The organism is Pseudomonas sp. CFBP 8772, assembly GCF_014841665.1.
GTDB lineage: Bacteria > Pseudomonadota > Gammaproteobacteria > Pseudomonadales > Pseudomonadaceae > Aquipseudomonas > Aquipseudomonas graminis_B.
In genome coordinates this window covers 280202-293372 of the sequence record NZ_JACYUI010000005.1, presented here as the reverse complement: position 1 = coordinate 293372, position 13171 = coordinate 280202, and the positions used below count along the sequence as shown (strand labels likewise).

General features: G+C 59.9%; 13 protein-coding genes. 3 read left to right on the top strand and 10 right to left on the bottom strand.

The window, feature by feature from the left end; translation table 11 throughout:
- Positions 1–6: 6 nt before the first annotated feature.
- From IFT99_RS13335 to colR, 3 genes are all read right to left on the bottom strand, one after another.
- A complete protein-coding gene (locus IFT99_RS13335; protein ID WP_192132767.1) occupies positions 7–675 on the bottom strand; it encodes a class I SAM-dependent methyltransferase in 669 nt (222 codons plus the stop codon).
- Between the two features lie 162 nt (positions 676–837).
- The gene (locus IFT99_RS13330; RefSeq protein WP_192132766.1) at positions 838–2160 is read right to left on the bottom strand and encodes a sensor histidine kinase; all 1323 of its coding nucleotides are present in this window, start codon (positions 2158–2160) and stop codon (positions 838–840) included.
- On the bottom strand, positions 2150–2833 hold the full coding sequence (gene colR, locus IFT99_RS13325; RefSeq protein ID WP_037014624.1) for a two-component system response regulator ColR: 684 nt from the start codon (positions 2831–2833) through the stop codon (positions 2150–2152). Before colR ends, IFT99_RS13330 begins: the two co-directional genes overlap by 11 nt.
- 235 nt (positions 2834–3068) lie before the next feature.
- Between colR and IFT99_RS13320 the strand changes: the two genes are divergently transcribed.
- The gene (locus IFT99_RS13320) at positions 3069–3809 is read left to right on the top strand and encodes a phosphatase PAP2 family protein (RefSeq protein WP_192132765.1); all 741 of its coding nucleotides are present in this window, start codon (positions 3069–3071) and stop codon (positions 3807–3809) included.
- Between the two features lie 657 nt (positions 3810–4466).
- On the opposite strand, the gene groL is transcribed toward IFT99_RS13320, so the two are convergent.
- The 5 genes from groL to IFT99_RS13295 form a co-directional block, all read right to left on the bottom strand.
- The gene (gene groL / locus IFT99_RS13315) at positions 4467–6110 is read right to left on the bottom strand and encodes a chaperonin GroEL (RefSeq protein WP_065992179.1); all 1644 of its coding nucleotides are present in this window, start codon (positions 6108–6110) and stop codon (positions 4467–4469) included.
- Positions 6111–6159: 49 nt separating this feature from the next.
- Entirely contained in the window at positions 6160–6453 is a 294-nt protein-coding gene (locus IFT99_RS13310; RefSeq protein ID WP_065992178.1) for a co-chaperone GroES, read from the bottom strand.
- Positions 6454–6706: 253 nt separating this feature from the next.
- Entirely contained in the window at positions 6707–7213 is a 507-nt protein-coding gene (locus IFT99_RS13305; protein ID WP_065992177.1) for an FxsA family protein, read from the bottom strand.
- Positions 7214–7279: 66 nt separating this feature from the next.
- Entirely contained in the window at positions 7280–8011 is a 732-nt protein-coding gene (locus IFT99_RS13300) for a HugZ family pyridoxamine 5'-phosphate oxidase (RefSeq protein ID WP_192132764.1), read from the bottom strand.
- 221 nt (positions 8012–8232) lie between these two features.
- Positions 8233–9240, bottom strand: a complete 1008-nt coding sequence (locus IFT99_RS13295) for a DUF481 domain-containing protein (protein ID WP_065992174.1) — start codon at positions 9238–9240, stop codon at positions 8233–8235.
- Between the two features lie 160 nt (positions 9241–9400).
- On the opposite strand from IFT99_RS13295, the gene IFT99_RS13290 reads away from it, so the two are divergent.
- Positions 9401–9769: an MGMT family protein gene (locus tag IFT99_RS13290; RefSeq protein ID WP_083233242.1), complete on the top strand. Its 369-nt coding sequence runs from the start codon at positions 9401–9403 to the stop codon at positions 9767–9769.
- A 42-nt stretch (positions 9770–9811) separates the two neighbouring features.
- The gene (locus IFT99_RS13285) at positions 9812–11368 is read left to right on the top strand and encodes an AmpG family muropeptide MFS transporter (RefSeq protein ID WP_192132763.1); all 1557 of its coding nucleotides are present in this window, start codon (positions 9812–9814) and stop codon (positions 11366–11368) included.
- Positions 11369–11625: 257 nt separating this feature from the next.
- Here IFT99_RS13285 and IFT99_RS13280 read toward each other — a convergent pair whose 3' ends face one another.
- Both IFT99_RS13280 and IFT99_RS13275 read right to left on the bottom strand, forming a co-directional pair.
- Positions 11626–12474: a mechanosensitive ion channel family protein gene (locus IFT99_RS13280; protein WP_065993168.1), complete on the bottom strand. Its 849-nt coding sequence runs from the start codon at positions 12472–12474 to the stop codon at positions 11626–11628.
- Positions 12475–12624: 150 nt separating this feature from the next.
- Positions 12625–13110, bottom strand: coding sequence for a YajQ family cyclic di-GMP-binding protein (locus IFT99_RS13275; protein ID WP_065992166.1), 486 nt, complete (start codon positions 13108–13110; stop codon positions 12625–12627).
- Positions 13111–13171 lie beyond the last annotated feature (61 nt).

The following is a 13171-nucleotide window of genomic DNA, read 5'->3' as shown; positions in this document are numbered from 1 at the left end:
CTGTTGTTACCTCTTACGTAATAGATACACACGCCACATGGCGTACATCGGCAGGAAATCCAGGCGCTCTTGAATCCGAAACCCTGCCTGTTCAAATTCGGCCTCTACGGTGGCCACCGGCAGCACGAAGCGATTCTGATAATCATGTTGCGGTCGCGACGCTTCGGCGCGTCGTCGCTTCCAGGCCTTGAAATTGCCATCCACCCACAACGACACAATCACGCTGTCGCGGGTCACCCGGTGAAACTCCTTCAACAGCACGGCGCGGTCTTCGGCCTTGCCGATGTGATGCATCAGGCGCATGCAGAAGATGCTGTCGACGGCGTTGTCGGGCATCTCGATAGCAAAGGCCGAGGTCTGTAGCGGTTGCACGCGCTTGACGACCTCCGCGGGTTGCGACTCGCAGGCGATCTTGACCATCGCCGCCGAGTTGTCCGCACCGATGATCACCCGGTTGGGCTTCTCTGCCAGCACGGGCCAGAAACGACCGGCGCCACAGGGCAGGTCCAGCACCAGACCCGGCTCGCCTGCCAGCGCCAATGCGCGGCGGGCGAGCTGTTTGTCCCGTCGATCCGACAAGCGTCTGGCCAGTCCATCGTTGTGTTTACGTAAATACTTTTTCGCGTGTTCGTCGTCGTACTTGCGCGAAAAATCAAGCTCGATCCGCTTGCTCATGGCCGCTTCTCCTTTAAATGAGAGGGCCAAACTAAGCAGCGGGGCGTTATGTTCAGGTCACATGAATGTGAAAAAAACGTCTGAAAAAGTGAAGATATGTTACGAGATTATTCAAGGACTTAGGGCCAGCATACGGCCATATTCCGCGGAGTTTTAGCACCTTTACACAGGCTGTACATTTGTCGACGGCAGCCGAACGGGGTCTTTGGCAGGGCGCGAACCCATGTCCACGCTGAATCGACAGCCGTTGGGCTCCATGGTGTCCAGGCTCACCGACCACCCCTGGTTTTCGCAGATACGCTGCACCAACGACAGCCCAAGGCCCAGACCTTCGCCCCTTTGCTCGGTGCCGCGCACGAATGGCTGAAACATTGCCTCACGTTTTTCCTCGGGGATGCCTACACCGGAATCCTCCACCATGAAGCCGCCTTCACGCAGCGTCAGGCGGATAAAGCCGGTTTCGGTGTAGTGCAACGCATTGCGCAGCAAGTTGCCCATCACGGCATACAGAAAGGTGGCGTTGTAGGCGGCTTCGGAAGGTTGGCCAGGCAGGTATTCCAGGGTCAGCCCTTTGCGCTCGATCGGCTCGCGCCACAGGCTGATCAACTGCTGGGCGGCGCCTTGCAGGGTCAGTTGCGGATTCAGGGCGAGGTCGTCGCGCTGGGTGCGTGCCAGCATCAGGAAGGTCTGCACCAGATCGCGCATTTCCTCGCACGCCCGCGCCACGCGTTCGACCTGGGCCCGCGCGCGCTGGTCCAGCGCCGGGTTTTCCAGCAACAGCTCACAGGAACTGGCCAGCACCATCAACGGCGTGCGCAGTTCATGGCTGACGTCGCTGGTGAACATCCGCTCGCGGGTCAAGGCATCACGCAGGCGGCCCAGTGTGGCGTCGAAGGCGACCGCCAACTCGCCCACTTCGTCAGCGGCGTAATCAGGGGCCAGGGGCGGCGCGAGGCCGAGCAACTGATCGCGATGGCGCACCTGCCGGGCCAGCCGCACCACCGGCGCCATCACCCGCCGCGCCAGTATCCAGCCGAGGAAAATCGCCAGCGCCAACGCCAGCACAAAGCCCACCAGCACCACGGCGAACAGCACGCGCTCACGTTCTTCGAAATCGCTTTGATCCTGGAGCAGCACGTAGTGGCGACCGTCGACGATCTCGACCATCGCGTGGTAGGACAACGGCCCGCGAAAGACTTCGTGAAAGCCCGACTCCAAATGACGAATATCCTTCGGCAGCTCGAAATCCCCCGGACCGCCGCTGAAGTAAAACAGCTGATCCGGCTCGGGGCGATGGTTCCAGTCATTGACGCTGTCCATCAGCAACAGCCGCGTCAGGTCGCCGCCCAGTCCCGCCGAAATCAGCTTTTCTTCGACCAGGTGCACCGTCGCGACAATGCCCATCGCGAAGCAACCGGCAACCAACGCACTCATCAAGGCGAAGGCGATGATGATCCGCTGGGCGAGGCTCTGCTTAAACTCCATCACGCCCCTCGGCGAGGCGGTACCCGACACCGTGGACGGTCTGCAACAGCGGCTTGGCGAACGGCTTGTCGATGACCTGACGCAATTGGTGAACATGGCTGCGCAGGCTATCGCTGTCCGGGCAATCGTCGCCCCACAGGGCTTCTTCCAGGACTTCACGGCGCAGCACGTGAGGGCTCTTCTGCATCAACACCGCGAGCAACTTCAGGCCAACCGGGTTGAGTTTAAGCAGACGCCCTTCACGGGTCACTTCAAGGGTGTCGAGGTCGTAGATCAGATCGGCGACCTGCAGAGTACGTCGACCGCCGCCCTGGGCACGCCGCAGCACGGCCTCGATGCGCGCCGCCAGTTCCGACAGCGCGAACGGCTTGAGCAGGTAGTCGTCGGCGCCGGAGCGGAACCCCTGCAGCCTGTCGTCGAGCTGGTCGCGGGCGGTGAGCATGATCACCGGGGTGTCGCGGCGCGCGTCTTCACGCAGGCGCTTGCACAGGGTGTAACCGTCGATGCCGGGCAGCATGATGTCGAGCACGATCAGGTCATAGTGCTCGGTCGCTGCCAGGTGCAGACCAGACAGACCGTCTTGCGCGCAATCGACGGTATAGCCCTTCAATCCGAGGTAATCGGCGAGGTTTGCCAGAATGTCCCGGTTGTCTTCAACCAGCAGAATTCTCATGGCGCGTGTCTCCCTATGCGGTGTGGCGAGACCCGGGACACGGCTCGAGATGCCGCTCAACAAGGTCAGAGTTGGCGGCAGCTTACGGCGATGCGCGCTCAAGGGCCAGCACTGCGGTGCATAACGTTTTTTTCACCCGCGGTTCACGGCGCCGCGACAGCGTTCTGCTCAGACTTCGCACCGCTCGGGCTCCATACACCCCCGCTCTCCCCTCGCCCACCACACGGGATTTGCCATGTCACACGCACTCGAACGGCCCGCCTCACGCCCGATCAACGGCTGGGTTTATCTGGGCATACCGGCCGTGACCGCCATCGTTCTGATCTTGCTGGAATTGACCTCGCTGGACATGGACATCGCCAAACTGGCCTATGACCCGGTGGCGGGCGAGTTCATCGGTCGGCACAGCTTCTTTCTCGAAGACGTCCTGCATGACCGCGCCAAACAGGCCGTCATCGCCATCGGCGTGTTGTCCTTCGTGAGCTTCATTGCCTCGTTCTTCGTCAACGTGCTGAAGCCCTGGAAACGTGAACTGGGCTGCATGGTCTTGTCGATGGCGTTATCCACCAGCTTCGTCACGCCGGTGAAAGTCGTGACATCGGTGCAGTGCCCGTGGAGCCTGAAAGAATTCGGCGGCCAGGAAACCTACAGCGAACTCCTCAGCCCCCGCCCCCAAACCGACAAACCCGGCCGCTGCTGGCCCGGCGGCCATGCGGCCACCGGCTTCACACTGTTCGCCCTGTTCTTCGTCTTCCGCGACCGCAAACCCCGCCTGGCCAAAGCCGGCCTGATCTTCGCGGCGGGACTGGGCACCGTCTTCTCCATCGGCCGAATGCTACAAGGCGCGCACTTCTTCTCCCATAACATCTGGACGGCGGTGTTCTGCTGGCTGCTTTGTTTGGGGGCGTATTACTTCGTGCTGTACCGGCCGGCGAAAAAGGATGTAGTGGTGGGTGGAGAAGCAGTTTCGGGATGATGACTAGACGGGGACAGATTAATTTACGGTGAAGCGCTGTAAATAAATCAGTCCCCTACAACCCGGTAAATAAATCAGTCCCCTACAACCGGTATGCATGCCCACGCAGAGCGTGGGCATGATCAAGCGTTAGACCCAAAATTGATAGTGCCCAAACGGGCCTCTTCCCGGCTAAAGCCGGTCCTACAAGGAGACCGCGTGCATCCCGTGGGATTGGCTCTCCCTGTAGGACCGGCTTTAGCCGGGAAGCCCTTGATGTGCATCTGCTCTTGATCCGCTTTTGATCTTCGTACACAAAAAGTCCAGTCACCGCCAAACGCGACTTGGGTGCAGGCTGAACGCAGATCTCGCGCAGTGGGCCGAGCCGCATGGATGCCGCGAGAGCGCCGTCAGGGCATGGATGCCCGTTAGGCGCGGGCCCACGGAGCGAGACCGGAGTGAAGGAACCCGACGAAGTCGGGCCCAACCAGGAGCAAGCACCCTTGGTTACTTGGGGTGCTTTTCCAAGTAACTCGCCGGAGGCGAAATGTCTGCCCCTAGGCAGACGCTCTTGATCCTGAGGCTTTTCGAAGGTCACTCGCGGAGGGAGTCATTTAGCGCCGCCCATAAAAAAACCCCGCCTAAGCGGGGTTTTTTCTACATCGGGGTACGGCTAGCTTACATCATGCCGCCCATACCACCCATGCCGCCCATATCAGGCATACCGCCACCGGCTGCCTTCTCATCAGCCACATCAGCAATCATCGCCTCAGTAGTGATCATCAGACTGGCGATCGACGAAGCAGCCTGCAGAGCAGAACGCGTCACCTTGGCCGGATCGAGAATACCCATCTCGATCATGTCGCCGTACTCGCCGCTCGCAGCGTTGTAACCGTAGTTACCCGTACCCTGCTTGACCTTGTCGACCACAACGCTAGGCTCGTCGCCCGAGTTCGCCACGATCTGACGCAGAGGCGCTTCAACCGCACGACGCAGCAGAGCGATACCCACGTTCTGATCAGCGTTGTCGCCACGCAGTTCGGAAATCGCCTGCAGCGAACGAACCAGCGCAACACCACCGCCAGGCACCACGCCTTCTTCAACGGCCGCACGGGTTGCGTGCAGGGCGTCTTCAACGCGGGCTTTCTTCTCTTTCATTTCAACTTCGGAACCCGCACCGACCTTGATCACTGCAACGCCGCCCGACAGCTTGGCCAGACGCTCTTGCAGCTTCTCTTTGTCGTAGTCCGACGACGTGTCGCCGATCTGCTGACGGATCTGCGCGATACGACCGTCGATGTCGGCACGAACGCCAGCACCGTCGATAATCGTGGTGTTTTCTTTGTTCAAGATAACGCGCTTGGCATTACCCAGGTGTTCCAGGGTAGCGGTTTCCAGGCTCAGGCCGATCTCTTCCGAGATAACGGTACCGCCAGTCAGAACAGCGATGTCCTGCAGCATGGCCTTGCGACGGTCGCCGAAGCCAGGGGCCTTGACCGCTGCAACCTTCACGATGCCGCGCATGTTGTTCACGACCAGAGTCGCCAGCGCTTCGCCCTCAACGTCTTCAGCCACGATCAGCAGAGGACGGCCAGCTTTCGCAACGGCTTCCAGAACTGGCAGCATTTCGCGGATGTTGGAGATCTTCTTGTCAACCAGCAGCAGCAGCGGGCTTTCCAGCTCGGCAACCATGGTGTCCGGCTTGTTGATGAAGTACGGGGACAGGTAGCCGCGGTCAAACTGCATGCCTTCAACGACAGACAGCTCGTTTTCCAGACCCGAACCTTCTTCAACGGTGATAACGCCGTCTTTGGTCACTTTTTCCATGGCTTCGGCAATGATGTCGCCGATGGAATTGTCCGAGTTGGCCGAGATGGTGCCGACCTGGGCAATTGCCTTGGTGTCGGTGCAAGGCTTGGACAGCTTCTTCAGCTCGGCAACAATGGCGATGGTCGCCTTGTCGATGCCGCGCTTCAGGTCCATCGGGTTCATGCCGGCAGCGACGGCTTTCAGGCCTTCGTTAACGATGGCTTGAGCCAGAACGGTGGCGGTGGTGGTGCCGTCGCCAGCGTCATCGTTCGCACGGGAAGCAACGTCTTTGACCAGCTGCGCGCCCATGTTTTCGAAACGGTCTTTCAGCTCGATTTCTTTGGCTACGGACACACCGTCTTTGGTGATCAGCGGAGCGCCGAAGCTTTTTTCGATGATGACGTTACGGCCTTTAGGGCCCAGAGTTGCTTTTACTGCGTCGGCCAGGACGTTGACACCAGCCAGCATTTTTTTACGGCCAGCATCGCCGAATTTAACTTCTTTAGCAGCCATGATCGTTATTCCTTAAATACTTTGTAGTAACGGGAAATGGGGTATCAACTCAGCCTTCGACGACCGCGAGAATTTCGTTCTCGCTCATCACCAGCAGGTCTTCGCCGTCTACTTTCACAGTGTTGCTGCCGGAGTAAGGGCCGAACACCACTTTGTCACCCACTTTCACGGCCAGCGCGCGTACTTCACCGTTGTCCAGGATGCGACCGTTGCCGACGGCGATGATCTCGCCACGGTTAGGTTTTTCAGCAGCCGAACCAGGCAGCACGATACCGCCAGCAGTTTTTGTTTCTTCTTCGCTGCGACGGATTACGACGCGGTCATGCAGAGGACGAAGCTTCATTGTCGATCTCCTAATTATGGTTTTTAAACGCCCGGTGCGAACACCGGCGGGTTAAAACATCCGGGCTTGCCGGTTACGGTTCGCGAGCGAACCGCAGAATACGGTCTGACGAAACGCGCCAGAAACCTTGCGGTGACCCATACATAAGGGCGAGCAAGCCGAATTCAAGGCTGACCCCAGAAATTTTTTGAAGGAAGTGTGGTCGCAAAAACGAACACGGCACCCGCAGGTGCCGTGTCGTGGTGGACGTGAATCACTTTTTGTCCAATGGCTCGAATTCGCCTTCGATCACTTCGCCCTCAATGACCTCAGGGCGGCGTGCTTCAGGACGGGCAGCGCCGGGGTGCATGGGACCCGGTGAATTCGCCGCATGCATGTTCTCGGCAAACGCACGCTGGCGCGCGGCCTGAGCCTCGGCGCGGTTGCGCACCTTACCGACGATCAGGCGACGGGTAAACGGCATCAGAAACAGCAGGCCCAGCACGTCACTGATGAAGCCAGGCAGCACGAGCAAACCACCGCCGATGGTCATCATCAAACCGTCGAGCATCTGCTGGGCGGGCAGTTCGCCACGGGCGAGACTCTGGCGGGCACTCAGCGCGGTGGCCACACCGGCGATCCGCACCACGAACACACCGAGCATTGACCCGGCAACGACCAGCAGGAAGGTCGGCAGGAAGCCGATCGACATCCCGACTTTCACCAGCACGAACAGCTCGAGCACCGGAAAAAGCAATAAAAGCAGAAGAAAAACGCGCATCAAAGTGAGTTCCTAAACGGAAGAAGGCTTCCAGTAGACCTTACGTGAAGTCGCAAAGTCGTTAATTCAAGCCTCGGCCTGTTCAAGTGTGGGCCATTTTTCAGCGTGAGCCAGTTGAATCAAGGCCTGGCGGACGTGTGTCGGCGTATTACAGGGTTCAGCGAAGGCCAGCCAGTGCAGACTTTGTCCCACGCGCAAATGCATGCCCTCGCTGTCGATGCCGACCAGCATGGCGGGCTCGGTCTTGGGCAAACCGGCCAGTTCGACGTAGTGGGCGATGGCCTTGGCGTGGTCGGCGTTCATGTGCTCGACCATGCTCACCTCCGCAGCCCCGGCAAATGGATTGGCCAGCGCTGCGTCGTCCAGCCAGTGAATCGCGCCAAAGCCGCCGATAAAGCGATAACGCACCGGCTTCAGCACCCAGAAATCGAAATCGTGGGCGCTGTGGTAACTCTGGGATTCCGGAAAATAGCGGTAGTAGCGCTGAGCGGCCGCTTCCGTCTGTGCCTGGTCGCTGATCTTCTCGGCCTCGGCCATCAGCGTGACGCGCCCCACCGCTTGCACATCTTCGGCGCCCCGTTCGCCCACCAGTAAAGAGCACTTGGCGTCGAGCTGCAGGTTGTGGGTGTGTTGCGCGATGCGGCTGATGAGGGTCAGCGGACGGCCTTGATCATCCAGGCAATAAGGCACCACCGAGCCAAACGGGTAACCGGGCATCGACTTGGAATGGGTCGACAACACGCCACGGTATTCCTTGAGCAGCAAGGCTCGTGCTTGCCGGTTGGCGCTGGCGCTCATGTGGGGCTCCTGGACAGTAAAACGAAGGCATCGGGGATGCGAAGCGGGAGACGGCGACGCATGCCACACGATAATCGTAATCGTGGGAAGGTGCCAGGTTGGGAGGGAGTGACGGTTTGGCGGAAGGTTCGCGTAACGAAAACGCGGTGAAAACTCAAGCCCGCCGGCGCGCGCAGATCAGGGGTTGACCTGCGCACGCTCAGGCATCGATAGCGCTGCTATTACCAGGAAACACCGAAACCGGCGGTGTAGCGGGTCTTGTCCAGGTCGCCGTTGTCGGAGCCGCTGATGATGTCCTTCTCAGCCTTGAGGTTGAGCGAGGCCCATTCGGTGACTTTGTAACGCAGGCCCACTTCCGTCTCGAGGCTGTAGTCAGCTACGCCGCTGATAGGCTTGCCGACTTCACCGTTGGTGAAGAATTCGACCTTCTTGCCGATCAGGTAACGGTTGTAGTCCCAAGTGCCGGACACGGAATAGAAGTTGTCCTTCTCACCGTTGGAATATTCGAAATCGGTGCGGTTAAGCAGCGCACCGATTTTGAATGCGCCCAGCTCGTCGTCCCAGAACTGGTAACCCGGACCGGTACCGACGGTGCGCTGACGGGCCAAGTCTTCAATGGTGTCACGCTTGTAGGTGATGCGGCCGTCCCAGAACCACTTGTCCGTGAAGAACCGGTCCACCGAGTACTCGGCGTCCCAGTTATTGGTGGTGGTCAGGCTGTCCTGGGACTCGCGGTTGTACTCGCCCTTGGCGTTGTGGCGCCATTGGCCGTGGGTCGCTGAGGTCTTGAAGGCGATGTTGTAATCGTCGGTGTCGTTCTCGGCGCGCTGGAAGTCGAGCGCAGCGTCGACATTGCCCTTCCACACCAGATCAGTGACCACCGGCTTGGGTTTGATGATCTGCTGAATGCTCGCCAGCTCAACTGTCTTCGGTGCATCGCCATTGGCCAGCGTGACCTTGCCATCTTCGGCCGGCTGCAACGATTTGGAGACTTCGCCAGTGGTAGCGTCCTGCTTCACCAGAAGGTGCTGGTCACTTTCCAGCGTCTTGATTTCCTTCCAGTCCAGCGGGACGTCGCCTGCGTATTTGGTATTGATCAGCAGCTTGCCGCCGTCGAAGAACTTGATGGTCCCGGTCATTTTGTCGCCGTTTTTCAACCAGACGGTGTCAGCGAGCAATGGGGTAGAAGCAGTGGCAACAGCAACGCACAACAGGGTTCTGGACAACATAAGCAACGACAAGGCTCTGGTTCGCGGAAAATCGGGCATTATCCGAATGGACAACGTCTTGGCAATCGGCGGACCGCCGACACAGGTATGACTGACCGTCTAAGGCTTCTATAGTTCCTTGTCGAAAATTCCCGTTCATCCCTTTTACAGGAACGAATGCGTGATCGAACAAACACCGGCGCACGACGACCCTACCGGTCTCTCGCCCGCAGAGGCACGGCGCACGGCGCTCTACCTCACCTTGCATCAAGTGCCGGAAGGCAAAGTGGTCAGTTACGGTCAGTTGGCGGAGCTGGCCGGTTTGGGACGAGCGGCACGCTTCGTCGGCAGGGCGTTGAGTCAGTTGCCGGACGGCAGCAGCCTGCCCTGGCACCGCGTGATCGCCGCCGGCGGGCGCATCAGCCTGGCGCCCGGAACGGTGTCGGGAGAGGAGCAACGCGCACGGCTGCGGGCCGAAGGCGTGACCATCCGTAACAATCGTGTGGATATGCAGCGTCATGGCTGGCGCCCGACAGAGCACAACGGTTAGAGTGCGCGCTTTGTTTACGTAACCTGAGGCAGATTCCAGCCCATGCCCCGCAAAACCTGGCGCGCCGCGCTCGCCGCATATGCCAGCCCCTCTACGTTTGTGCTCCTGTTGCTCGGCTTTGCCGCGGGCATGCCCTACATGTTGGTGTTCTCGACGCTGTCGGTCTGGCTCCGTGAAGCCGGCGTCGCGCGTGAAACCATTGGCTATGCCAGCCTGATCGGCCTGGCCTATGCCTTTAAGTGGGTCTGGTCGCCGTTGCTCGATCAATGGAGCCTGCCTTTGTTGGGCCGGCTCGGCCGACGTCGTTCGTGGCTGGTGCTTTCGCAGTCGCTGGTCACCCTGGGCCTGATCGGGATGGGGTTCTGTGATCCGCAGCAGCACCTCTCGTGGCTGATCGCGATTGCGGTGCTGGTCGCGTTTTCTTCCGCGACCCAAGACATCGCCATCGACGCCTACCGCCTCGAAATCGCCAGCGACAGCCAGCAAGCGACTCTTGCCGCCAGCTACATGGCCGGCTACCGCGTCGCCGCCCTCCTCGCCACCGCCGGCGCGCTGTACTTCGCCGAAGGCTTCGGTTCGACCGGCTTCGCCTACAAACACTCGGCCTGGGCCGGCACCTACGTACTGTTTGGCCTGCTTATGGTGCCGGCACTGATCACCAGCCTGATCATGCGTGAGCCATCGGTGCCGATCCGCACCCAGCTGTCGGCGGTGCGTTACGGCTTTGCTCATCAACTGGCCTCGGTGTTCGTGCTGATCATTCTGCTGGTTTCGGTGCCGGCGATGTTCACCCAGCTGTACAACACCGATTTCGCCAGCGTGCTGTTCCAGGGCACCACCTGGAAAGACCTGCTGATGGAAGACCGCGCCTTTCTGCGCGCGATTCTCTACACGCTGCTGACCGTGGCCTGCCTGTCGTCCATGGGCCGACGCGGCCTGGCGCCGGTGCTGACGCCGATCAACGACTTCATCCTGCGTTATCGCTGGCAGGCGTTTCTGCTGCTGGGGCTGATCGCCACGTATCGCATGTCCGACACGGTCATGGGCGTGATGGCGAACGTGTTCTACATCGACCAGGGCTTCACCAAGGATCAGATTGCCAGCGTCAGCAAGATTTTCGGGCTGGTGATGACCCTGGCCGGTGCGGCATTTGGCGGCCTGGCGATCGTGCGTTTCGGCATTCTGCCGATCCTCTTCATCGGCGGCGTGACCTCGGCAGCGACCAACCTGCTGTTCCTGATGCTGGCCGACATGGGCCCGAACCTGAAGATGCTGATCGTCACGATCTCGCTGGATAACTTCAGCTCGGGCCTCGCGACATCAGCGTTCGTGGCCTATCTGTCGAGCCTGACCAACCTCAAGTTTTCGGCCACTCAGTACGCGCTGCTCAGCTCGATCATGCTGCTGTTGCCGCGTCTGATCGGCGGCTATTCCGGGGTCATGGTGGAGAAGCTGGGGTATCACAACTTCTTCCTGGCGACCGCGCTGATGGGCGTGCCGACGCTGTTCATGATCGCCCTGCACTGGGCGCAGGAAGCACGCCGGGAAGCGCGGGAAGAAGCGGAAGAGCCGGCCAAGCCTGCGGATTCAATTCTGTAGGGCGCACCCGATTCTGTAGGAGCGTGGCTTGTCCCGCGATCTGGCGCGCAGCGGCAGTCAATACGGTGAGTGCGGTGCGTCAGCAACAAAGGCCGTCGCAAGGTTTACGACTGCTGCGCAGCCGATCGCGGGACAAGCCACGCTCCTACGCCCTTCGGGCAGAAACAGGCCTCAATCAGACAAAGGTGACGACGCCCACTCAACAAAAAGCCCCGCACTCTCACGAGTCGGGGCTTTTTGGTTTCTGCGATCGAGCGTTAGGCCTTCGTAGGCTGCTCGTCCTGCACCACACGAATCACCCGTTGCGGGAACGGGATGTCGATGTTGGCCGCGCGCAGGCGGTCGCGGATTTCAGCGTTGAAGCGGTTCGACACGTCACCGAAGTCACCGGTCTTGGTCCACACACGCAGGGACACGGTAATCGAGCTGTCGCCCAGTGCCGCGACCACCGCCTGTGGCGCCGGGTCCTGCAGGATGCGCGGGTCATCCGCCATGTCCATCAACACTTGCAGCGCCTGCTTGAGGTCGGCGTCGTAGTCGATGCCCACATCGAAGGTGATCTTGCGCGTCGGCTGACGGTTGGTGTTGGTGATGATGCCGTTGGACAGATTGCCGTTGGGCAGGATCACCGTCTTGTTGTCGCCGGTACGCAGCACAGTGTGGAAGATCTGAATCCCGTCCACGGTGCCGGATACACCCTGCGCTTCGATCCAGTCGCCAATGCGGAACGGACGGAACAGCAGAATCAACACGCCGCCGGCAAAGTTTGCCAGGCTGCCCTGCAACGCCAGGCCGATGGCCAGACCGGCCGCACCGATCGCGGCGACGAATGAGGTGGTTTCAACCCCGATCATCGAAGCCACGCTGACGATCAGCAGGATCTTCAGAATGATGTTGGTGATGCTGCTGATGAAACCCTGCAACGCCAGATCGACGTGGCGCAGCGCCAACAGTGCACCCACCCGGGAAGTCAGTCTATTGATCAGCCACCAGCCGACCAGCAGGACGACCACTGCCAGCAGCACCTTGCTGCCGTATTGCATGACCATCGGGATCCAGGCCTGAGACGCTTTCACCAGATGGTCTACCTGGCCGTTTAAATCCAAGTCCATCTATTTCTCCTCTGAGTCGCGCATGGAAGGCTGAAGCAACGGCGCCGAGTGGGCCCATTGTTTCAGCGAGACCTGCATTCGGACGCACAGGAACCCCTCGGGTTCCTGAGTCAACATGAAATCGCAGGGCAAATCGCGGGGTAATCAGTCGCGGAAGTTGTTGAATTGCAGCGGCATGCCGAACTCGTGGCCACGCAGCGCAGCGATCGCCTCTTGCAGGTCATCACGCTTCTTGCCGGTGACGCGCACTTGCTCGCCCTGAATCGCGGCCTGAACCTTGAGCTTGGCCTCCTTGATGTGAGCGACGATCTTCTTCGCCAGCTCCTTGTCGATGCCTTCCTTGAGCGTGGCTTCCTGCTTCATGACCTTGCCGGACGCGAAGGGATCTTTCAGTTCCAGGCATTGCACATCGATCTTGCGCTTGACCAGGGCCAGCTTGAGGATCTCGATCATGGCTTCAAGCTGAAAACCTTCTTCGGCCGTCATCTTGATCAGCAGGTCTTTTTCCGTGAACTCGAAGCTGCCCTTGCCTTTGAGGTCGTAGCGGCGGTCCAGCTCCTTGATAGCGTTGTCGACGGCATTCGTGACTTCGTGTTTATCCAGTTCGGACACTACGTCGAACGAGGGCATGTAGATTCTCCAATTGATACGGCGCGGCTCAACATGTGGATGGAGCACGCCTGACTTGACG

Coding starts and splice junctions, on each gene's coding strand:
- IFT99_RS13335 (WP_192132767.1), bottom strand. CDS start 675: ATGAGCAAGCGGATCGAGCTTGATTTTTCGCGCAAGTACGACGACGAA.
- colR (WP_037014624.1), bottom strand. CDS start 2,833: ATGAGAATTCTGCTGGTTGAAGACAACCGGGACATTCTGGCAAACCTC.
- IFT99_RS13320 (WP_192132765.1), top strand. CDS start 3,069: ATGTCACACGCACTCGAACGGCCCGCCTCACGCCCGATCAACGGCTGG.
- IFT99_RS13310 (WP_065992178.1), bottom strand. CDS start 6,453: ATGAAGCTTCGTCCTCTGCATGACCGCGTCGTAATCCGTCGCAGCGAA.
- IFT99_RS13330 (WP_192132766.1), bottom strand. CDS start 2,160: ATGGAGTTTAAGCAGAGCCTCGCCCAGCGGATCATCATCGCCTTCGCC.
- groL (WP_065992179.1), bottom strand. CDS start 6,110: ATGGCTGCTAAAGAAGTTAAATTCGGCGATGCTGGCCGTAAAAAAATG.
- IFT99_RS13285 (WP_192132763.1), top strand. CDS start 9,812: ATGCCCCGCAAAACCTGGCGCGCCGCGCTCGCCGCATATGCCAGCCCC.
- IFT99_RS13305 (WP_065992177.1), bottom strand. CDS start 7,213: ATGCGCGTTTTTCTTCTGCTTTTATTGCTTTTTCCGGTGCTCGAGCTG.
- IFT99_RS13295 (WP_065992174.1), bottom strand. CDS start 9,240: ATGTTGTCCAGAACCCTGTTGTGCGTTGCTGTTGCCACTGCTTCTACC.
- IFT99_RS13300 (WP_192132764.1), bottom strand. CDS start 8,011: ATGAGCGCCAGCGCCAACCGGCAAGCACGAGCCTTGCTGCTCAAGGAA.
- IFT99_RS13275 (WP_065992166.1), bottom strand. CDS start 13,110: ATGCCCTCGTTCGACGTAGTGTCCGAACTGGATAAACACGAAGTCACG.